The 20,154-nt window shown below is 72.7% G+C and carries 22 protein-coding genes; 8 read left to right on the forward strand and 14 right to left on the reverse strand.

From position 1 onward, the window contains the following. The first annotated feature begins 34 nt into the window (after positions 1-34). Positions 35-607: a chloramphenicol phosphotransferase CPT gene (gene cpt, locus F0L68_RS16665; RefSeq protein ID WP_149850499.1), complete on the forward strand. Its 573-nt coding sequence runs from the start codon at positions 35-37 to the stop codon at positions 605-607. Positions 608-681: 74 nt separating this feature from the next. Continuing rightward, positions 682-1,086, forward strand: a complete 405-nt coding sequence (locus tag F0L68_RS16670) for a TerB family tellurite resistance protein (protein ID WP_149850500.1) — start codon at positions 682-684, stop codon at positions 1,084-1,086. A gap of 61 nt (positions 1,087-1,147) precedes the next feature. On the opposite strand, the gene F0L68_RS16675 is transcribed toward F0L68_RS16670, so the two are convergent. The 3 genes from F0L68_RS16675 to F0L68_RS16685 are packed head-to-tail and all read right to left on the reverse strand — an operon-like array spanning position 1,148 to position 3,736. Next, complete coding sequence (locus tag F0L68_RS16675; protein ID WP_149850501.1) at positions 1,148-2,170, reverse strand: NAD(P)/FAD-dependent oxidoreductase; 1,023 nt, start codon at positions 2,168-2,170, stop codon at positions 1,148-1,150. Further along, a complete protein-coding gene (locus F0L68_RS16680; protein WP_149850502.1) occupies positions 2,163-2,684 on the reverse strand; it encodes an isoprenylcysteine carboxyl methyltransferase family protein in 522 nt (173 codons plus the stop codon). Before F0L68_RS16680 ends, F0L68_RS16675 begins: the two co-directional genes overlap by 8 nt. Then, complete coding sequence (locus F0L68_RS16685; protein ID WP_149850503.1) at positions 2,678-3,736, reverse strand: type III polyketide synthase; 1,059 nt, start codon at positions 3,734-3,736, stop codon at positions 2,678-2,680. The genes F0L68_RS16680 and F0L68_RS16685 overlap by 7 nt, the downstream gene beginning before the upstream one ends. Before the next feature lie 36 nt (positions 3,737-3,772). On the opposite strand from F0L68_RS16685, the gene F0L68_RS16690 reads away from it, so the two are divergent. The 6 genes from F0L68_RS16690 (at position 3,773) to F0L68_RS16715 (ending at position 10,023) form a co-directional block, all read left to right on the forward strand. Further along, positions 3,773-4,627 carry a UbiA family prenyltransferase gene (locus F0L68_RS16690; protein WP_149850504.1) on the forward strand — a complete coding sequence of 285 codons (855 nt, stop codon included), beginning with the start codon at positions 3,773-3,775 and terminating at the stop codon, positions 4,625-4,627. Between the two features lie 200 nt (positions 4,628-4,827). Continuing rightward, the gene (locus F0L68_RS16695) at positions 4,828-5,955 is read left to right on the forward strand and encodes an ABC transporter ATP-binding protein (RefSeq protein ID WP_149850505.1); all 1,128 of its coding nucleotides are present in this window, start codon (positions 4,828-4,830) and stop codon (positions 5,953-5,955) included. Positions 5,956-6,001: 46 nt separating this feature from the next. Next, positions 6,002-7,384, forward strand: coding sequence for an ABC transporter substrate-binding protein (locus tag F0L68_RS16700; RefSeq protein WP_149850506.1), 1,383 nt, complete (start codon positions 6,002-6,004; stop codon positions 7,382-7,384). Beyond that, entirely contained in the window at positions 7,381-8,232 is an 852-nt protein-coding gene (locus F0L68_RS16705) for a metallophosphoesterase (RefSeq protein WP_149850507.1), read from the forward strand. The genes F0L68_RS16700 and F0L68_RS16705 overlap by 4 nt, the downstream gene beginning before the upstream one ends. Before the next feature lie 6 nt (positions 8,233-8,238). Continuing rightward, positions 8,239-9,180, forward strand: coding sequence for a carbohydrate ABC transporter permease (locus F0L68_RS16710; RefSeq protein WP_149850508.1), 942 nt, complete (start codon positions 8,239-8,241; stop codon positions 9,178-9,180). Positions 9,181-9,189: 9 nt separating this feature from the next. Further along, entirely contained in the window at positions 9,190-10,023 is an 834-nt protein-coding gene (locus F0L68_RS16715; RefSeq protein WP_149850509.1) for a carbohydrate ABC transporter permease, read from the forward strand. Here the strand turns inward: F0L68_RS16715 and F0L68_RS16720 are convergent. The 11 genes from F0L68_RS16720 to F0L68_RS16770 form a co-directional block, all read right to left on the reverse strand. Continuing rightward, positions 9,992-10,933 (reverse strand): LysR family transcriptional regulator, encoded by a 942-nt coding sequence (locus tag F0L68_RS16720; RefSeq protein ID WP_149850510.1) that lies wholly within the window; start codon positions 10,931-10,933, stop codon positions 9,992-9,994. The two genes, F0L68_RS16715 and F0L68_RS16720, sit on opposite strands and share 32 nt — an antisense overlap. Next, entirely contained in the window at positions 10,915-11,559 is a 645-nt protein-coding gene (locus F0L68_RS16725; RefSeq protein ID WP_223198850.1) for an HAD family hydrolase, read from the reverse strand. Before F0L68_RS16725 ends, F0L68_RS16720 begins: the two co-directional genes overlap by 19 nt. 102 nt (positions 11,560-11,661) lie before the next feature. After that, positions 11,662-12,234 carry a DUF6891 domain-containing protein gene (locus F0L68_RS16730; protein WP_149850511.1) on the reverse strand — a complete coding sequence of 191 codons (573 nt, stop codon included), beginning with the start codon at positions 12,232-12,234 and terminating at the stop codon, positions 11,662-11,664. 58 nt (positions 12,235-12,292) lie between these two features. Next, positions 12,293-13,096 carry a DUF6585 family protein gene (locus tag F0L68_RS16735; RefSeq protein WP_149850512.1) on the reverse strand — a complete coding sequence of 268 codons (804 nt, stop codon included), beginning with the start codon at positions 13,094-13,096 and terminating at the stop codon, positions 12,293-12,295. A gap of 126 nt (positions 13,097-13,222) precedes the next feature. After that, positions 13,223-13,786: a hypothetical protein gene (locus F0L68_RS16740; RefSeq protein WP_149850513.1), complete on the reverse strand. Its 564-nt coding sequence runs from the start codon at positions 13,784-13,786 to the stop codon at positions 13,223-13,225. A gap of 2 nt (positions 13,787-13,788) precedes the next feature. After that, positions 13,789-14,964, reverse strand: a complete 1,176-nt coding sequence (locus F0L68_RS16745; RefSeq protein ID WP_188316612.1) for a hypothetical protein — start codon at positions 14,962-14,964, stop codon at positions 13,789-13,791. A 96-nt stretch (positions 14,965-15,060) separates the two neighbouring features. Further along, the gene (locus tag F0L68_RS16750; RefSeq protein WP_223198851.1) at positions 15,061-15,501 is read right to left on the reverse strand and encodes a FixH family protein; all 441 of its coding nucleotides are present in this window, start codon (positions 15,499-15,501) and stop codon (positions 15,061-15,063) included. After that, the gene (locus F0L68_RS16755; protein ID WP_306463154.1) at positions 15,498-16,982 is read right to left on the reverse strand and encodes a DUF8832 domain-containing protein; all 1,485 of its coding nucleotides are present in this window, start codon (positions 16,980-16,982) and stop codon (positions 15,498-15,500) included. Before F0L68_RS16755 ends, F0L68_RS16750 begins: the two co-directional genes overlap by 4 nt. An 87-nt stretch (positions 16,983-17,069) precedes the next feature. Next, complete coding sequence (locus F0L68_RS16760; RefSeq protein ID WP_223198852.1) at positions 17,070-18,164, reverse strand: hypothetical protein; 1,095 nt, start codon at positions 18,162-18,164, stop codon at positions 17,070-17,072. Between the two features lie 104 nt (positions 18,165-18,268). Next, complete coding sequence (locus tag F0L68_RS16765; RefSeq protein ID WP_149850514.1) at positions 18,269-18,931, reverse strand: response regulator; 663 nt, start codon at positions 18,929-18,931, stop codon at positions 18,269-18,271. After that, on the reverse strand, positions 18,928-20,136 hold the full coding sequence (locus tag F0L68_RS16770; RefSeq protein WP_149850515.1) for a sensor histidine kinase: 1,209 nt from the start codon (positions 20,134-20,136) through the stop codon (positions 18,928-18,930). The genes F0L68_RS16765 and F0L68_RS16770 overlap by 4 nt, the downstream gene beginning before the upstream one ends. Positions 20,137-20,154 lie beyond the last annotated feature (18 nt).

Here is a 20,154-nt window from a genome sequence, read left to right on the forward strand (position 1 = left end):
GTCGTGGCGTGGCACCGGGACCTACAGTGGCCCGGTGTCAATCGACGTGATCGTGCTCAACGGCGCCTCCAGCTCGGGGAAGACCGGCATCGCCCGCTGCCTCCAGTCGGTGTTGCCCGGCCGGTGGCTGACGTTCGGGGTCGACACGCTGGTGCGGGCCATGCCCGTCGAGCCGCACGCGGCGGGCGAGGGCATCTCCATCGGCTCGGACGGTCGGGTCGCGGTCGGCGACGACTTCTACGAGGTGGAGGCCGCGTGGGGCGCCGGGCTCGCCGCGATGGTGCGCGCGGGCGCGAACCTGATCATCGACGAGGTGTTCCTCGGCGGCGCGCGGTCGCAGGCGCGGTGGCGGGCCGCGTTGGCCGGGCTCGACGTGCTGTGGGTCGGTGTCCACTGCGCTCAGGACGCGGCCGCCGGCCGAGAGATCGCGCGCGGCGACCGGGTGCCCGGCATGGCGGCCTCGCAGGCCTCGGTCGTGCACGTCGGCGTCGACTACGACCTGGAGATCGACACCACGAGAACCGAGTCGATCGACTGCGCGCGCCACATCGCCGACCACGTCCTGGCGGCTCTACGCCAGGACACGTCCAGCGCACCGACGACCTGAGGCCACCCTGCGTTTTTCCGCGTCCGCCCCGCGCCGTGGCCAGCACCGCCTGGTGGGAGTTCTACAGTGATCACATGACTGCGTTCACCGACGAGGAGGGCCGCACGCTGCGGACCGCCGTGTTCGGCGCGATGGTGCTGGTGTCGACCGCCGATCCCGGCGCCGTCGACGAGGAGAGTCGCGCCGGGATCCGGGCCATGACCGCCCTGTCCCCCGCGCTGCGTGCCGTGCTCGCCGCCGCGCACCCCGAACTGCCCGACGGCTCCGTCGCCGACGTCGAGGCCGGGGTGCTCGACGCGCTGCGCGAGTCCGTGGCGATCCTCGCCGCGAAGGCCCCAGCCGAGGCGTCCGCGTTCGCCGACGCCGTCGTCGCCGTGTGCCGGGAGGTCGCCGCGGCCGACGGGCAGGTCGCGGAGGCGGAACAGGCCATGGTCGCCAAGGTGGCGGACGCGCTGGCCGCCGCGCACTCCGCCAGCTGACCTGGGCCGTGTCCTGCGGATCTCTTTTCTGCTGCGCGGGGCCTAGCCGCCGCGCCGGGTGTCAGCGCGCGAGCTGATCCACGGCGAGGGAGAACAGCCACGGGGCGCCGGCCGCCAACGGCACGACCCGCCGCGCCAGCGCGGGGCGGCCGCGCGCCCACAGCAGGCCCGAGGTCAGCCAGCGCGAGCGCCGGGACACCCTGGACCACGCCCGGTCGTAGTCCTGCGGTCGGCCGCTCCGGACGCACCGGACCAGTTCGCTCGCCGCCGCCAGCGTCACCGCGAGCCCCTCGCCGGTCAGCGCGTCGACGTAGCCCGCGGCGTCCCCGACGAGCAGCACGCGGCCCGCGACGCGGCCGGAGGTCCGCTGCCGCAACGGCCCCGCGCCCCGGACGTCAGAGACCGGCCGCGCGTCGGCCAGCCGCGCGGCCAGCTCGGGGAACTCGGCGAGCTGGTCGGCGAAACCGCCTCGCGCGCTGGACAGGATGGCGACGCCGATGGTGTCCTCGGCGACCGGCGTCACGTACGCCTCGGACCGCGCGGTCCAGGTCACCTCGACCGAGTCGCTGAATGGCGGCACCGCGTAGTGCCGCCGCAGGCCCCACCGCGCCGCCGTCGCGCCCGCGGGCGCGGACAGCCCGGCCATCGCGCGGATCGAGGAGTGCAGGCCGTCGGCGGCGACGAGGTACCGCGCGCGCAACCCGCCGGCCAGCACGTGGTCGGCGTGCTGCCGAACCTCGGTGATCCGGTGCGGCAGCACCGGCACGCCGAGCCCGTCGGCGGCGGCGCGCAGCGCGTCGTGCAGCGCGGTGCGGCGCACGCCGCGCCCGGGACCGTCGCGGAAGGCGGCATGCGCGACGGACGCGCCCTGCCGGTAGGTGATGCCGTCGAGATCGTGTCCCGGCGGGTCGACGCCGAGGGCGAGCAGGGCCCGCAGGGCGCCGGGCATCAGCCCCTCGCCGCAGGCCTTGTCGACGACGCCGCTCCGCTGCTCGCAGACCACCACGTCCAACCCCGCTCGCGCGCAGCCGATCGCGACCGCCAGCCCGGCCGGCCCGCCGCCGGCGACCAGCACGTCACGCACCGGCGGACCGCAGCGCGTCGTTCTCGGCCCTGATTCGGACGGTCAGGAGTCCGGCGTTGACGACGGTGAACAGCACCGCGGTGAGCCAGGCGGTGTGCACCAACGGCAGCGCGAAACCCTCGACGACGACCGCGACGTAGTTCGGGTGCGCGAACCACCGGTAGGGGCCGCCGGTGACGCGCGGCAGGCCGGGCACGACCACGATGCGCGTGTTCCACCGGTGCCCCAGCGTGCGGATGCACCACCACCGCAGCGCCTGCGAGGCCACCACGAGCGCGAGCATCGGCCAGCCGAGCGCCGGCAGGAAGGGCCGGTCGCCGAGCCACACCTCCAGCAGGCAGCCGGCCAGCAGCCCGGTGTGCAGGACGACCATGAACGGGTAGTGGGAGAACCCGCTCTCGCGTCCGCCGCGCGCCAGGCTCCAGGCGAGATTTCGCTTGGCCACCACCAGTTCCGCCAGCCGCTCGACCGCGACGAGCCCGACCAGCACCGAATACCACAGCGCGCTCACCATCGCAGCAGCACCAGCTCGCAACAGAATCCCGGCCCCATCGCCAGCAACACTCCCCACTCTCCTTCGGCGGCCGGCCGCTCGGCGAGCGTGTCGGCGAACACGTGCAGCACCGACGCCGAGGACAGGTTGCCGATCCGGTTCAGCGAGCGCCACGTCATCGCCAGGTCGTCGTCGTCGAGACCGAGCACCGACTGGATGGCCTCGATGACCTTGGGGCCGCCGGGATGGGAGATCCACCGCGCGATGTCGCCGACGGCGAGCCCGTGCCGGGACAGCAGTTGCTTGACGTCGTCGGCCAGGTACGTCCGCACCAGATCGGGCACCTCGGCGCCGAGCACGATCTTCAGGCCGGTGTCGCCGACGTCCCAACCCATTGCGCGCTCGGAGTTCTCATACAGGTGGCTCAGCGTGTCCACCACCATGGGGCCGCCGCCGGCGCGCGGGTGCTGCGCGCCGACCGCGACCACGGCGGCCGCGCCGTCGCCGAAAAGCCCTGAGGCGACCATGTTGGCGACGCTGGGATCCCCGCGCTGCACGGTGAGCGAGCACAGCTCGACCGACACGAGCACCGCGACCGCATTCGGCCAGCCGCGCAGGAAGTCGTGCAGCCGGGCCACTCCCGCGACGCCGGCCAGGCAGCCAAGGCCCCACAGCGGCACCCGCTTGACGTCCGGCCGCATCCCGATCCTGGCCGCGATCCTGGCTTCGAGCGAGGGTGCGGCGACGCCGGTCACGGTCGTGGACATCACCAGGTCCACATCGGCCGCGTCGAGCCCGGCGTCGGCGAGCGCGCCGAGCACCGCCGCGCAGCCCAGCTCCACCCCGACCGACAGGAACGCGTCGTTGGCCTCGGTGAAGCCGTCGAGGTCGGCGTACCGCTCGATGGGCAGCGCCAGGTGCCTGGTGGCGACGCGGGCGCTGGTGTGCAGCCTCGCCAGGACCGCACGAGACCCGTTGGCCGGCAGGCACAACTCGGCGAACAGTTCGGTCAGTCGTTGTTGGGGGTAACGATGCGGCGGAAGCACGCCGCGCACCGCGGCCACGGTCGTCACCCTGTTCACGGTACGGCTTCGACCTACACTCGGCATATGACGGGATCATCGGCCGCGGCCGCGAGACGGCCGCGTCGGCTGGTCCTCGGCCTCGCCGGGGCCTGCCATCCGGCGCCCGCCCTCGTCGTGACCACGGTGTCGGTGCTGCTCGCCGCCGGTGTCGGGCTGAGCACGGGACGCGTCGCGCTGCTCGGCCTCGCCGTCCTGACCGGACAGCTGTCGATCGGCTGGTCCAACGACCGGATCGACGCCGCGCGCGACCGGGCCACCGGGCAGGCCGACAAGCCCGCCGCGACGGGCCGGGTGCCGGTCGAGGCGGTCGCCGCCGCGGCCGGGCTGGCCCTGGTCTCGACCGTCGTGCTCTCGCTGCTGCTCGGCCCGCTGGCCGGGGCGGTCGCGTTGGCAGGAGTGGCGATGGGCTGGGCCTACAACCTCGGGCTGAAGGCCACGGTCTGGTCGGGCGCGACCTACCTGCTCGCGTTCGCGACCGTGCCGACCGTGCCGTACCTGGCGCTGCCGGGGCATCCCTGGCCGCCGTGGTGGGCCCCGGTGGCCGGCGCGCTGCTCGGCTTCGGCGCGCACTTCGCCAACGTGCTGCCCGACCTGCGCGACGACGCGGCGACCGGGGTTCGGGGGCTGCCGCAGCGGCTCGGCCCTCGGGCGGGTGTGGTGGTCATGGCCTGCGCGCTGGCCGCGGCCTCGGTGGTGCTCGGTTTCGGGCCGGCGGCCGCGTCGCTGGCGTTCGCGTTGACCGCGTCGGCCGTGGGAATCGCGGGGGCCGCCGCGGCGACCGTTGCGGCCGTGGTGGCTCCGGAGAGCCCCGTGGCGTTCCGGATCACGATGGCGATGGCCGTCGTGGACGTCGGCATGCTGATCGCCGCCATCGCCTGACCGTCGCGCGATAGGCGTTTCCCGGTGCCGTCGCATTCGATTCGCCAATCGTTCTCATCGCACTTCCTATCGCGCCTGCACACGGCCTGATCTGCGCGTTCCCGAACGCGATTCGTCTCCGCTCGTTCATCCCCGATACACGACGGGATGTTCGTATCTGCCCGACACGACGAGTCGGCGGCAGGCGGGAGGCACTTGCGGTGAGCCGGATCCAGATCGAGTCCGCGAGCAAGCGGTTCGGCGAGGTGACCGCGGTCGACCGAATCTGCCTCGACATCGAGCACGGCGAGTTCCTCGTGCTGCTCGGCCCGAGCGGGTGCGGCAAGTCGACGCTGCTGCGCGCCATCGCCGGGCTGACGCCGTTGACCGAGGGCCGCATCAGGCTCGCCGACCGGGACATCACCAACATCCCGCCGCGCGACCGCGATCTCGCGATGGTGTTCCAGAGCTACGCGCTCTATCCGCACCTGTCCGTCGAACGCAACATCGGTTTCCCGCTGCGCGCCCGTCGGCGGTCCCGCGCCGAGATCCAGCAGCAGGTTCGGGACGTGGCCGAGATCCTCGACCTCACCGAGCTGCTCGCCAGGCGGCCGCGCGAGCTCTCCGGCGGTCAGCGCCAGCGGGTCGCGCTCGGCCGCGCGCTGGTCCGCGACCCCGGCGCGTTCCTGATGGACGAGCCACTGTCCAATCTGGACGCCAGGCTGCGCACCGCGACCCGCTCGGAACTCACCGAACTGCACCGCAGGCTGCGGTCGACCTTCGTGTACGTGACGCACGACCAGGTCGAGGCGATGACGATGGCCACCCGCATCGCGCTGCTCGACCACGGTCGACTGGAGCAGGTCGGCAGCCCGACGGAGGTGTACGACCAACCCGCCTCCACGTTCGTCGCGGGCTTCCTCGGCGCGCCGCCGATGAACCTCCTCGACGCGCAACTGGTCAGCAGGGCAGGCCGGCTGCACGCCGTCGCACCCGGCGTGGACATGCCGCTGGACATCGCCGCCGACCTGCCGACGCGCGAGGTCGTGCTCGGCGTCCGGCCGGAACACCTGAGCCTGACCGGCGCGAATCCCGTGCTGCACGGCGTGGTGCGGCTGGTGGAGAACCTCGGCAGCGAGGAGGTGGCCCACCTGGTCGTCGGGGATACGAGGGTGTGCCTGCGCGGCCAACGCCCGCTGTCCCTCGCCGTCGGCGACGCGGTCGGCCTGCACAGCGCGCCGCGCCACGCGCACCTGTTCGACCGCGCCAGCGGGCGGCGCCTGGTCTGGCGGGACGACCACGCACAAGTCCCAACCGCACCGGCCGAACTCGATCTGCCCGCCAGCTAGTTCCAGACACCGCACCACGCCACCGTTTCCACTAGGAGCACTCGCCATGACCAGACCACGCACGAGAGCGGGGATCGCGCTCGCGCTCGGCCTCGCGCTCGCCACCAGCGGCTGCGGCCTCGGCAGCACCGAGGCCAGGCAAACGCCTGCGGCGGCCCGGGTTCCGGAGTTGGGGCCGGACCAGAAGGTGTCGATCGTCTTCGAGAGCTACAACTTCGGCCAGGCCGGCGCCTGGACCGACACCTTCAACGAGCTGATCGGCAAGTTCCGCCAGGCGCACCCCAACATCACGGTGACCGCGCAGAAACCGCAGGGCAACAGCGCGAACCCCGCGACGGACACGATCCCGAGCGTGCAGAGCCAGCTGGCCGCCGGCAACCCGCCGGACGTCGCGCAGCTCGGCTTCAGCGACCTGGACTTCACCGTGCACCAGCTCGGCGCCAAGCCGCTGGACGATCTCGTCGGCCGGGACGCGGTGCAGGCGAACTTCGCCGGCGCGAAGCACCCCTACGCGGCGAGCGCCAGGACGCTCGGCGACTGGGACGGCAGGACGTACGGCGTGCCGTTCGTGTTCTCCACACCGGTGCTGTACTTCAACGCAAGCCTGTTCCAGCAGTCCGGCCTCGACCCGGCCAACCCGCCGAAGACCTGGGCTGAGGTCGGGGCCGCCGCCGCGAAGATCAAGGCGGCCACCGGCAAGGACGGCGCGTACCTTGACTGCCTCACCAAGGAGGCCAAGGACTGGTGCTTCCAGAGCCTGGTCCGCTCCAACGGGGGCAGGGTGCTGTCGGCCGACCGGAAGTCGCTGACGTTCGCCGATGAGCCGGCCGTCGAGGTGGTGCGGCTGGCGCAGGACCTGGTGAAGTCCGGTGTCAGCCCGAAGCTCGCGCAGAAGCAGGGCTACGAGGCGTTCGCCAGGGGCGACATCGGCATGATCCTGGAGACCAGCGCCGTCCAGGCGACCTTCGTCAAGGGCGCGCAGGGCAAGTGGGACCTCCGTTCGACGACGATGCCGAGCTTCGCGGGAAAGCCCGTGGTGCCGACCAACTCCGGCGCCTCGCTGTTCGTGTTCGCCGGCGACCCGGCCAAGCAGCGGGCCGCCTGGGAGCTGATCAGGTTCCTCACCAGCGAGACCGCCTACGTCACGATCTCCAGCAAGATCGGCTACCTGCCGCTGCGCACCGGCCTGGTCGACGACCCCGACGGGCTGAAGGAGTGGGCCGCGAAGAATCCTTTGGTGCGACCGAATCTCGACCAGCTCGCGCACATGGAACCGTGGGTCTCCTTTCCAGGAGCCAACTACCTACAGATCCGCGACGGCATGATGGACGCCGTCGAGAACGCCGTGTACCAGGGCGCCGACCCGCAGGCGACGCTCAGCGCCGCGCGGGACCGTGCCGCGTCGCTGGTTCCCGGCGGTGTCAGGTGACCGCGCCCGACCTGACCCTGATCCAGCTCAGCGACTCGCACATCGTCGGCGACGACACGCTGATGCACGGCGCCGTCGACACGCTGGCGAACCTGACCGCCGCGCTCGACGCCGTGCACGCCTCCGGCGTCGCCGTGCACGGTCTGCTGCTCAGCGGCGACCTCACCGACAACGGCTCGCCAGCGGCCTACCGCCGGCTTCGCGCGGTCGTCGAGCCCGCGGCGGCGCGGCTGCGCTGCCCGGCGATCTACGCGATGGGCAACCACGATGAGCGGTCCGCCTTCCGGGCCGCGCTGCTGCCCGACGACCCCGGCGACGGCCCCTGCGACACCGTGCACCGGATCGCGGGGCTGCGGATCATCGTGCTGGACACCACCGTGCCGGGGCGGCACGACGGCCACCTCGACGCCGAGCAGCTGGACTGGTTGCGCGCGCAGCTCGCACAGTCGGCGCCGCTGGGCACGGTGCTCGTGCTGCACCATCCGCCGCTGCCCTCCCCGGTGCCGACCGTGCACCTGTTGCGGCTCAAGGACGCCGACCGGCTCGCCGCCGTCGTCGCCGGCAGCGACGTGCGCCTGGTGCTGAGCGGACACGCGCACCACACCGGCTGCGGCACGCTCGCCGGGATCCCCGTCTGGGTGTCCCCCGCGCTGGCCTACCGGGTGGACACGTTGCCGCCACGGGAACGGCTGCGCGGCGTGGTCGGCAGCGGGCTGACCAGGATCGACCTGATCGACGGCGCGTTCGTGGCCACCGCGGTCGATCTCGTCGGCGCGCCACCGGTCTACGACCGGGACCGGGACGACCTGGTCCGCTACGTCAGCGACCGCACGCGAGAGCTCGGGTGAGCGACGATGTTCGTCGAGGTTGTCGCGCCCGCGCCGGGATCGCCGCCGCCGCGCGCGGCGCGGCCCCCGCTCGGCCGCCGCGTCGTCGCGGGCGCGCAGCCCTACCTGTATCTCGCGCCCGCCCTCGCCCTGCTCGGCGTCTGGACCTACCGCCCGCTCGCGCAGACCGTGCAGCTGTCGTTCTACTCGTGGAACCTGTTGCCCAGCACGCCGATGACGCCCGTCGGCCTGCGCAACTACCAGCGGCTGATCGACCTGCCGGACCTCGGCCAGGCCGCGGTGCGCACGGTCGTGGTGATCGTCGGGCTGCTGCCGTTCTCGGTCGTGATCCCCGTGCTGGTCGGGCTGGTCACACGGCAGGTGCGGGACCGGGCGCGGGTCGTCTACCAGGCCATGGTGTTCGCGCCGACGCTGGTCGCGCCGGTGGCCAGCGCGGCGGTGTGGCAGTGGCTGCTCGATCCCGGCGCCGGGGTGGTGAACAAGGTCCTCGGCACGCGGCTGAACTGGCTGCACGAGACGGGTTCCGCGCAGTTCGCGATCATCGTCATCACTGGCTGGAGCGTGCTGGGCTTCGCGACGCTGGTGGTCTCCGCGGGCCTGGCCGGCATCAACGGCGACTACGGCGAGGCCGCCCAGCTCGACGGGGCCTCGCGGGGGCAGATCACCCGGTGGATCACGCTGCCGCTGCTGTCCCCGACGCTGGTCTTCCTGGTGCTGATGACGGTGCTGCTGTCCGCGCAGTGGACGTTCCCGCTCATCGACACGCTGACCCAGGGCGGTCCGGCGCGCGCCACCACCAACGTCTACTACCTGTTGTGGGACTACAGCTTCCACAGCTACGACGCCGGCCTCGGCGCGGCGGCCGGGGTCCTGCTCTTCGCCGCCTTCGGGCTCGTCGCGGCGGGCCTGGTCCGGCTGTCCGAACGACTCAGCTTCCACGACGACTAGGGGTGCGCGGTGACCGATAGCTGGCAGGACCCGCGTTCCCGACGCTGGCGGGCCGTGCGCGGGCACGCCGTGCTCGCCGTCCTCGGGCTGCTGTGCGTCTTCCCGATCTACTGGCTGTACGCGACCTCGCTGCGGCGGCCGGGCGACGTCTACTCGCTGTCGCCGCTGCCGTGGCCGCTGTCCTGGCAGAGCTACGCGGACGCCGCGAGCAAGGTGGACGTGCTCGGCCTGCTGGGCAACACCACGCTGGTCGCCGCGCTGACCTCGGTCGGCCAGCTGCTCACCGGGCTGCTCGCCGCCTACGCGTTCGCGGCGTGGGAGTTCCGGCTCAAACGGGTGCTGTACCTGGCTTTCGTCGGCACCTGGCTGGTGCCGTTCCAGGTCACCATGCTGCCGAACTACGTGCTGCTGTTCCAGCTCGGGTTGCTCAACACCCTTGCCGGCGTGGTGATCCCGACGCTGTGCTCGGCGCTTGGCGTGCTCCTGCTGCGCCAACACCTGGCCGGTTTCCCCAAGGAACTGTTGGAGGCGGCCAGGATGGACGGCCGCTCGTCTTGGACGACGCTGTGGACGGTCGTGGTGCCCAACCTGCGGCCGGCGCTCGCCGCCCTGGCGATCCTGCTGTTCGTCAACGCGTGGAACGAGTACTTCTGGCCAGCCATGGTGTTGCGGCGCAGCAACGCGATGCTCCAGCTCGGCCTGCGCAGCTTCATGGGCACCGAGGGCGACGACTGGGGTCCGCTGATGGCGCTGGCCGGCCTGGCCTGCCTGCCGGTCTTCCTGCTCTACCTCGTGCTCCAGCGGCACATCGTCAACGCGTTCGTCCGTTCCGGTCTGCGGTAGCGGCCGGTTCTCCCTCGGGGTCGACGGCTTCGAGGCAGCTGAGGAAGGCGTCGCCGAGCGGGCTGGCACCGGAGCCGCGCCACACCGCGTACAGGTCGACGGTGGGCACCGGGTTGTGCAGCGGGACGGCGACGGGTCGCACGCCGCCGGCCGCCGAGCCGCCGAGCATGCCCCGCGACGCGGACGCGAAGCCGACCAGTGGCTGGATCGACACGAGGATCGACGTCGCGCCGGGGTCGTCGAGCGTGTGGGCCACGTCGAGCCGGATGCCGGTGCGCTCGGCGGAGGACAGGATCGCGTCGTACATCGCCGGGGACTGCGCGCGGTCGAACAGGATGCACGGCTGCCCGGCGAGCTCGGCGAACGGGACGCTCGCCCGGCCGGCCCACTCGTGATCCTGCCCGACGACGGCGACGATCGGCAGTCGCAGCAGGTGTCGGTGCCGGAAGTCGGCGGTCCTCGGACGACCGTAGACCAGCGCGATGTCCAGCGTGCCGTCGGCGAGGGCGGCGAGCTGCGGCCCGGTCCGCTTCTCCTCGAGGGCGACGGTCACGCCGGGGAACTCGGCGTGCATCCTGGTCAGCGTCGCCGGCAGGACATGTTGCCCCGCAGGGAAGTTGTAGCCGACGGCGAGCGTCCCGGTGCGGCCGGCCGCGACCTCCCGCGCCAGGCTGGCCGCCCGCTCCAGCCTGGTCACGATGGCGCGGGCCTCGACCTCGAAGGCCCGCCCTGCCGAGGTGAGGCGGACCTCGTGCGAGGTCCTGGCCACGAGGGTGACGCCGAGCGTTCGTTCCAGGCGCTGCAACTGTTGGCTGAGCGAGGGTTGGGTCAGGTGCAGGCGGGCCGCGGCGCGCCCGAAGTGCAGCTCGTCCGCGATCGCGAGGAACGACACTAGCTGCCGGAACTCCATCCCGACCTCCATTCCTCGACTTCGGCCAGCGTCGTGGCGGTGTCCCGGTGCAGGATGGCCCGCCAGCCGCGTTCCTGCGCGGCCGCGCAGTTCGCCGCGAGGTCGTCGATGAGCAGGCACCGCGCCGGTTTGACGCCGAAGGACCGCTCCGCGAGCCGGTAGATCTCCGGATCCGGTTTGCGCAGCCCGACCTCGTGGGACCTGATCACGAGGTCGAACTCGCCGTGGTCGGAGATCATCGCGCGGCGGTGCGGTTCCCACTCCAGCACGCTGTTGGTCAGCAGGCCGAGGCCGAAGCCGGCCCGCTTCGCCGCGAGCAGCCCGTCGAACAGTGCGGTGTTGAACGGGCGGTCGGCGTACCAGTGGTCGCCGAAGCGGCCGAGGTCGATCCTGGGCACCCAGTCGGGCGCCAGCTCGCGGGTCAGCTCGCGGCCCCAGGCGGCCTGGCTGACCTGCCCAAGCTCCAGCTGTTCCAGGACGTCGTGCCCCGGCGGCGCGATCCGCAGCATGGCGCCGTACAGCTCGGCGGCCGGAATCCCCGCCGCGTCCGCGACCCGGTCGAGCGCGTCGTCGATAGGCGGCGTGAGCACTCCGCCGAAATCGGTCCAGATCACCGTGTCGACCACGTGGCCCCCTGTGGCGTCCGAACGCCAACCGTTCGATGGGGTCACTATCCGGCAAGAAGGTGAACTCGGCGCCAATGCCGGTCGACGAGCCGGCCCCAGTGTCTAGTCCTGTGGCAGGCGCAGCCGCCATTCGATGGGCGTGACGCAGATGCGCCTGTCCTCGGAACCGTTCCACTCCACCGGCAGGCCCGCGGCGGTGAGCGCGGCGGCCACCTCCTGCCCGACGGCACGCGTGTCCAGCGGCGACCCCGGCAGCGACCCGTAGGCCAGGCGCAGGCCGTGACCCGCGACCGCGCTGGCGGTGTCCTGCTGGTGGAAGAACACGAAGCCGCGCGCCCCCTCGCCGGCCTCGTCGCCGATCTCGGCCATCCCGCAGGTGTTGCAGCAGGCGAAGTCCGCCCTCGGCACGATCCCGTTGGCGTCCAGCGCTTCGAACGCCTCGAACAGGCGGTCCGGCTCGGTGGTCGCCGGCCAGCCGGCCTGCTCGGCGAGCCGTTCCTGCCACAGCCGGTCCACCATCGCCGCCGCCTGCTCCGCCGACAGGGACAGCTCGTCGGGATCGCAGTGCTCGACCACGTCCTCCGCGATCTCCTCGCGGGTGCTGAAGCCGCCGTGCACGAGTTCCCGCGCGAACTGTTCGACTTCCAGCAGGGCTTCGTTCACCGGTTCCGCCATGCCGCCCATCCTGCCAGCCGGCACCGACAGTCCCCGGCGGATCGCGGCGCGTGACCGGTCACTGACGCGGCGCGCCGCCCCACGACTCCCGCAGCCGCTCGGCGAGCGTGAGAAAGACGAAGAAGTTCGGGATCTGCCGCACCATGGTGGTGGTCAGCCCGCGCCACTTCCCGGCGATCTTGATCGTGACGTACCCGTTGTGCACCTTGACCTCCTGGATCTCGGGCCAGCGGACGGACTTGACGCCCGAGCCGACCTCCTCCCGCGACATCCAGAGGTCGCCGAAGGTGACCCGCTGCCCCGCGTTGAGCGCGGCCAGCGCCGTCGGCAGCTGCGCCCGCGTGACGCTCTCCTGGATCGCCGGGCCCCATTCGGTCGGCCTGGCGTACCCCTCCCGCAGCACGGTCGACTCGCCGGTGGTGTCGGTGAGCGTGTACGCGTAGGTGGTGTGGGTGTGCACGCCGTTGCGGGTGTGCCGGACGATGTGTTGCAGGACCGTCGTGCTGTCGTAGCGGAAGGCCCGCAGCCGCCCCTGGAACGCCGAGGTGAGGCCGTGCTCGAACAGGTCGAGCCTGGCCCCCTCGTTCTTCGCCGACACGCTGCGGCCCTTGAGGAAGCCGAACAGGACGATCAGCAGCGGCACGACCGCGATCAACGACACAGCGGGATACCCGCCCGCGGCGAAGCCGACCATCGCGACGCCAAGGGCCACCATCACGGCCACCATGCAGCCCGGCTTGGCCTGGTTCGACGCCGCCGGGTAGGCCGCCCGGTGGGCGCCGAGGCCAGCCTGGTTCGCCGCCTGGGAGATCCTGGCGAGGAGTTGCGGGTCATCGTGGGCATGCTGGGCTTGCTCGGACAACGCTCATCCTCCGGACGGATCCACACCACCAGGCAGTTGTTCGCCAGGAATCCTAGGCGACTGCCGGGCCCCCTCCCTCAGCGCGAGCGGTGGTTGACAGGTTCCGGCCAACTTCGCTGTACGCCGTCATTCGAGGTGGTGGCCGACCAACGCGCCCGGCCGGACCCGGCGCCACGCGATCACGACGAACAGCACGAGCAGCGCCACCGGGATGACGGTGATCGACCAGCTCAGCGCCAGCGGCGGCCCCGGCTGCGGCAGCACCGCGACGGGCGCGGCGAGCGCGCCCTCGCCATGGCCGAGCGGTCCGTCGATGGCGAAGCCGAAGTTCCAGTCCCCCTGGATCGGCAGCGCCCGCACGTCCAGTCCCCAGACGTCCCGCTTGCGCGGATGCCGGGCCAGGGGCTGCGCCTTCTCGTGGGGAGGCATGTCGGGGCCCTCGAGGAACAGGCCGCCGGACTTGTCGGCGATGCCGCCGTCCGGGACGAACGTGAAGTCGAGCGACTGCATGGCGTGCAGCGGCCACACGCTGAATCCGATCGTGACGACGTACGGGCCCGCCGTGACCCGCTCGGTGTGCACGATATTGACCGGCGCGTACGCCGAGGCAGGTGCGGCACCCGCGACGGCGAACACGAGCGCGGCGGCCAGGGCCAGCGCGAGGCCGGGCAGGCGGGTGACGGCACGCATCCTCACGCCACCCCCGCCTCGGTCGCCTGCCGCGTCCCGGCGGCCGGCCTGCCGACGGCGCGCGTCATGATGCCGAACCGCCAGCCGAGGAAACCGGCCAGCGCGCCGAACGCGCCGCCGGCCACCGTCGTCGCGACGAACACACGTAGGGCGGTGCCGGAGAAACCGACCATCAGCTGCGCCTGCACCGGGGTCAGGCCCGCCAACAGAACCCCGGCCGCACCGCCGGCCACCGGCAGCACCCAGCGCGGCGACCACCCCCTCCGCCGCGCCAGCCACAGCACCAGTTCCACCGCGACCGCCCCGACCAACAGGAACAGCGGGATCCGCGAAGGGAACGCCGGCAGCGACCGCACGTTGTCCCGCAGCGGGAGCCCGACCGCGACCGCGTAGGCGCTCGCCGCCCACGGCGAGAACAGCCACAGTATCCCTTGCAGCGCACCGAGAACGGCACCGATGACCAGCGTGGCGCCCGGCCGGCGCAGGCAGCTCGCAGCCAGCACGAGCAGCAGCACCTCGAGGAAGGCGCTGCCGACGGTCATCGGGTTCACCCCGATGCTCGGTAGCGCGCTGAGCCCCTCGACGGTCACCGTGCTGAACGCCATCAGCACCGGCATGCTCAGCAGGAAACCGATCCGTCCCCACCGCAGGTCCCGTGCGGCGGCGAAGGTCAGCACCGGGCCGATCATGGTGATCGAGATGCTCAGGAACAGGGCGACGTGCGGCGGCGAGTCGAGCACGGCGTCGAACCCGTAGAGCGTGTGCCACCACTGGTCCCACAGCCCGACGAGCAGGAACATCGCCGCGCCGCAGCCGGACACCAGGTAGCCGAGCGGCGCCGCGAACACGCCGCCGAACACCCGGACGGCCTGACCGCCGACGCGGGGGTCCACCGCGCGGCCGGCCCGTTGGGCCGCCGTGGTGCGCAGCACGACCACGAGGCTCGCGACGCCGGCGATGGCGCTGCCCGAGTAGAGGGCCAGGTGCGAGAGCGTGAAGAAGGTGTCGGGGCCGACCTCGACGTGCCACTGCACGTCCCAGCTCAGGCCGAACAACGACAGCAGCGTGCCGAGCAGGACGATCGCGGCGGGCGGCCAGCCCCGCGCGCCCGTCCGCGTCCCTGGCGCGGCGAGGGCGGTTCTCCCCCGGAACCGCCTGTGCGACAGCGGAATGTCCACGGTCCCCTCCTGTTTCTCACTGTGTGCCAATTCGCACGGTGTGCCAACTCTCATTGGGTACCAATTCTCATTGGGTGCCAACGAGTTCCTGCGGTGTCAGCCGCGCACGGTGAGCGGCAGGACGACCTGTTGCCGGCCGGCGGGCCCGGCCACCGCCACGGTCAGCTCCCACTGGCCGGCCATCAGCAGCGACACGTCCGCGCGGTGCCGGCCGGGCTCGGCCGGGGTCAACGCGACCGGGGTGAAGGCGTGGCCCATGGCCGGCATGACGGGTGCGACGGTGACCGTGGCCGGCGCCGCAGGCCGCCCGGCCCGGTCGGTCACGGTGACCTCGACCCTGGTCGTGCCCACCCTCGGCACCGCGACCGACACCTCGACCCGGTAGTCCGCGCTGGCCGCGCTCAGCACCTCGGGGCCGGCAGGTCCCGACGGCCAGGCCAGCCAGGCGACCAGGGCCGCGACCGCGGCGGCGGCACAGGAGATCAGCGCAACGGCCCTGCGGCGGGTCGGCGCGGCAGGCGGGTCGAGGCCGGTCACGGCCGGCCTCCGTCGGCGGGCGGCACGTCCAGCACGACCGGCACGGTGAGCGTCGAGTAGTCCCGCTCCGCCTGGATCCACACGCGGTAGGTCCCGGCGACGGGAAAGGTGTAGGTGAACGGCACGTCGGGCCCGAACGCGGCGACCGTCTCGTCCGGCTGGCCGCCGGGGGTGGCGGCGGCGGCCATCGTGGTCGCGGTCATCGAGTGCACGTGCGCCCACACCTGCGCGGTCTGCGCCGCCGCGCCGACCGCCGGATCGCCGTCGAGCGGGCCGACCGCGATCAGGTGGCCGACCATGCCAAGCCACGGTTGCAGGGTCGCGGTGTCGCCGATTCTCGCGGTGATCGTGACGGGTCGACCGGCCGCCAGGGCGGTCGCGTCGACCGTGACGGGGACGCCGTCGACCCGCCGGGCGCCGAGGCCGCCGACCGGGTCGGCCTGGCCGGTGGAACCGTTGCCAGGCAGCACGGTCAGCCCGGTCGGCGAGCGAAGCAGCTGGTTGCCGCCGCCGCGCCTGCCCAGCTCGGCGGACACCGCGTAGTGGCCGGCCGCCGGCAGCGTCAGGCGCGCCTGGAACTCGCCGGGCGCGACCTGGACGGGATGTTCGTGCCACAGCCGACCGGACGGGCCGATCACGAGCAGGTGCAGCAGGGCGCTGTCGTGCACGAGCAGGTCGTCGACCGGCTGGCCGGTGGCGCCGTCGGTCAGCGACAGGGTCACGTCGCTGGGCTGCCCGGCGGTGAGCGGCGCCGTCGGCAGCGCCAGCACGACAGGGGCGCGGGAGTAGTCGGACACCAGAGGTTGGCTGAGCGCATAGGGATCGGCGACGTTGCGGGCCGTCGGGTCCAGCTGCGGGCCGGGTTGCGGGGGCAGCGGCAGGCTCGCCGAGAGCACCGCGCCGGTGACCGCGACGGCGAGCGCGGCCAGCACGCCGCCTGCCGGGACCAGCGTCAACCAGCCTCGCCTCGCCCGCACGGCGGCGACCAGCGCGAGGAACAGCAGCGCGCCCGCCGAGGCGAACCCGGCGTAGGTGGCCCGTTCGGCCGGCGACAGCGCCGTTCCCGGCACCAGGAACGAGATCAGCGCCACGCGCGTCCCGTCGTCCAGCGCGACCTGCCACGGCCCGACCCGGTCCACCCGCAGCGTCGCCGAGTACCCGCCGGGGGCCGCGCCCAGCCGCAGCTCGGCCTGCCGGTCGGTCGGCGCGCCGGCCGCGTCGGTCGGCGCGACCCGCAGCCGCAGGGTGCCCGGCGCGGCGCCGGCGTGGGTGACCACGTCGACCCGCAGCGGGCCGGGCACGCTGGTCACGCGCCGCAGCACCACGGTCAGCTCCCGGTCGCCCAGCGTCTGCGCGACGTGCAGGTCGCCGACGGTGGACGCGCTGTCCGCCGCCGCCTGGCCGCCGCCCACCACGCCGAACACCAGGGCGAGGCACGCTGCGAACGACACAACGCGGGCGGCACGCCTCCTGATCGTCACGGCGACGAGCCTAGGAACGCGGCGTGGTCACGTCGTCACAGCGACGAGGGACCACGGGTCCCCCGAGCGAGTGACTCTCCCCCTACGTCAACCCTGGCCGGTGATCCGGCGGATCGCCTCAAGGGGATACGGCGCCTGCCTGCTCTCCCGCTGGAACTCGCGGTAGAAGTCCGTCATCACCTCGGCGAGCGGCGCGTGGCGGGTGAGGATCGCCGCGACCTCCTGCGGTATTCCCGTGGGAAGTTCTCCTCTGGCGCACGCGCGCACGAACGCGGCGCGGTCGTCTCCCCGGTACCCGTACAGGGCGGTGACGAGCCAGATCACCAGGTGCGTGACGGTGTAGCAGCGGTCATAGGTCTGGTGCTCGGCGACGAAGTCGGCCTCGTCCTTCGACAGGTCGAACCTGGAGGAGATCGAGAGGCCGTAGTCCGCGAAGAACAGGCGCTCGCCGTCGGTCAGGATGTTCTGGAAGTGGCCGTCGAAATGCAGGAGCCCTCTGGCGTTCATGAACGAGGTCCCTGCCTCGAGTTCCCTCGCCACCATGGCACACGCCTGCTCGGCCGCCTCGTCGCCCGCCTTGATCTGAACGTCCAGCCAGTCGTGCAGGTTCTGCGGGATGTACTCCAGGAACAGCGCGATGCTCGCCGAGGAGTCCCGCACGGCCTCGATCCGGCGGCGCGCCTCCGGTCTGCCTTCCCAGTAGGCGACGACCCGCTCCACGTCGGCCAGCTCCTCGGGCAGCGGCTGCCCGGGATGCGGCAGCACCCGCCAGTGGTACATCAGGGGAAAGCCCTCGTACTCCTGCGCGAGCACCCAGTTCGTCGTCATGGTGTGCACGGCCAACTCCCGCCAGGCCCCGAAGCCCGCGCCCCCGATGAGCCCGACGCCGTAGTGGCAGAAGTCGGGTAGCCCGAAGAGGTTCGCCGTGGACCGGACGTTCTCCGGCTGCCGTTCCAGGTCGGTCAGCGGCACCCGCTTGACGAAGACCGGGGTCCCGCCGACCTCCAGCAACGCCGAGGTCCCGCCGATCCCGGACCCCATCGGCACGGCCGTGTCGACGAGGTCGCGCAGTTCGCGATCGCTGTACAGGGCCAGCGAGGTGGAGACGGCGCTGTGCGCGGCCAGACGCGCACCGCGCGACAGGTCAGGGCTCTCGACGACCGACTCCACCGGGGCATCCACCTCTCCGAAACACCTGGGTGCTCGAACACCCCGTTGATCGCACTATAGGTGAGGATCGACGACAAGCGCGGCGACCGCGACGCCCCGGCGAAGGCGTCGCCGCCCTACGGGCCGCAGCCGGACACCAGGCCGTTCACGTGGGCGTAGGCCACCACCTGGACCCGGTCGCGCAGGCCAAGTTTGGCCAACACCCGCGACACGTGCGTCTTCACGGTCTCCTCGCCGACCCGCAGCGCGGCCGCGATCTCGGCGTTGCTGCGGGCCTTCGCCAGCAGCAGCAACACCTCCCGCTCGCGGAAGGTCAGCCGGTCGAGCTCGGGCGGGCGCACCGACGGCGCGATGCTGTCGGCGAAGCGCTCGGCCAGCCGCCGCGTCACCGCGGGGTCGATGATCGTGTCCCCGCGCGCGGCCACCCTGATCGCACCGATCATCTCCTCCGGCGGCAGGCTCTTGAGCAGGAATCCGCTGGCGCCCAACTGAAGAGCGCGGTGCACGTACTCGTCGCTGTCGTAGGTGGTGAGCAGCAGCACCCTGGTCACGTTGCCCGGCGTCGCGAGGATCGCCTCGGTTGCGGCCAGCCCGTCCAGCCTCGGCATCCGCACGTCGAGCACGGCGACCTCCGGCCGGACCCGCGCCGCCTCGACGACCGCGGCCGCGCCGTCGGCGACCTCGGCGGCGCAGCACAGGTCGGCCTGGGTGTCCAGCACGGCACGCAGCCCGGACCGGAACATCGCGTGATCGTCGGCGAGCAACACCCGGATGGTCACGGCGTTCCCTCGGTTCCGGTCGGCCGATCGTCGTTGCCCGGCAACGGGAACGCGGCCTCGACCACCCAGCGCGACCCGTCGGGGTCCGGTCCGTAGCTCAGGTCGCCGCCGAACAGCCCGACCCGCTTGCGCATCCCGGCCATGCCCCGGCGCGGCCCGCGCTCGCGCGCCACGCCGCGCGGCGCCGGCGTCGGCAGCGTGTTCGCCACGGTCAGCCGCAGGCGGTCCGGTTGGTAGGTCAGCGACACCTCGGCCGCTCCCCCGCCGTGCCGCAGCGCGTTGGTCAACGCCTCCTGCACGATCCGGTACAGCGCCACGTCGAGCGACGGCGGCAGTTCGCGCCTCGGTCCGGCGATGCTCATGGTCACGGCGAGTCCCGCGGCTCGCACGCCGTCCAGCAGGTCGTCGACGTTGTCGAGGCCGGGCTGCCGCCGCACGCCCTCCTCCGCGTCGCCGTGCAGCACGCCGAGCAGCCGCCGCAGGTCGGTCATCGCCGACCGGCTGCTCGTCTCGACGGCGGTCAGCGAGGCGTGCGGCGGCCCCGCCGGGACGGTGGCCAGGCTGAGCCGAGCCGCGCCGGCGTGCACGCCGATCGCGCTGACGTGGTGGGAGATCACGTCGTGCAGGTCGCGGGCGATGGCGCCGCGCTCCTCCGCGACCGCGCGCCGCACGGCCGCCTGCTCGTCCCTGCGCTGCCGCTCGGCCCGCTGCTCCAGCTCCGCGATGTGCGCGCCCCTGGCCGTGGTGTGCCGGCCGACCAGCCACGGCAGCAACCCGTTGACCAGCCCCGAAATGGCCAGCAGCCGCCAGTCGGACTCCCTGCCCTTGTCGTCGAGGAGGTCGTTGCCGAGCACGCCGACGAGCAGCGCGACCAGGGCCACCACCGCGGGCGCGGTCCGCAGCCACGCGCCCGCCCGGTACGCGGAGATCAGCAGGCCGGCCATCCCGATCTCCCCGACCGTGCAGACCGACGCGAGCAGCAGCGGGCCGGCAACCCGCAGGACGGCGTGCGCGACCGCGACCACCCCGGACAGGCTGGTCCGCGCGGCGAGGCCGACGTCGGTCAGCGCGAGGGCGGCCGCCACGACCCAGGTCTGCCAGTGCCACATCGGCACCCGCAGGAACAGCATCCCCAGGTCGGCCACCAGGCAGACCGCGGCGACCAACAGCGCCTGGCGTGCCAACGAACCCGAAATGTCCAGCACAACCGCCAGGATGCCCGA

The organism is Solihabitans fulvus (assembly GCF_008386585.1).
Classification (GTDB): Bacteria; Actinomycetota; Actinomycetes; order Mycobacteriales; family Pseudonocardiaceae; genus Solihabitans; species Solihabitans fulvus.

Excerpts from the sequence above, each read along its gene's own strand:
- F0L68_RS16670 (WP_149850500.1), top strand. The coding sequence starts at position 682 with ATGACTGCGTTCACCGACGAGGAGGGCCGCACGCTGCGGACCGCCGTG.
- F0L68_RS16680 (WP_149850502.1), bottom strand. The coding sequence starts at position 2,684 with ATGGTGAGCGCGCTGTGGTATTCGGTGCTGGTCGGGCTCGTCGCGGTC.
- F0L68_RS16690 (WP_149850504.1), top strand. The coding sequence starts at position 3,773 with ATGACGGGATCATCGGCCGCGGCCGCGAGACGGCCGCGTCGGCTGGTC.
- F0L68_RS16700 (WP_149850506.1), top strand. The coding sequence starts at position 6,002 with ATGACCAGACCACGCACGAGAGCGGGGATCGCGCTCGCGCTCGGCCTC.
- F0L68_RS16710 (WP_149850508.1), top strand. The coding sequence starts at position 8,239 with ATGTTCGTCGAGGTTGTCGCGCCCGCGCCGGGATCGCCGCCGCCGCGC.
- F0L68_RS16720 (WP_149850510.1), bottom strand. The coding sequence starts at position 10,933 with ATGGAGTTCCGGCAGCTAGTGTCGTTCCTCGCGATCGCGGACGAGCTG.
- F0L68_RS16730 (WP_149850511.1), bottom strand. The coding sequence starts at position 12,234 with ATGGCGGAACCGGTGAACGAAGCCCTGCTGGAAGTCGAACAGTTCGCG.
- F0L68_RS16740 (WP_149850513.1), bottom strand. The coding sequence starts at position 13,786 with ATGCGTGCCGTCACCCGCCTGCCCGGCCTCGCGCTGGCCCTGGCCGCC.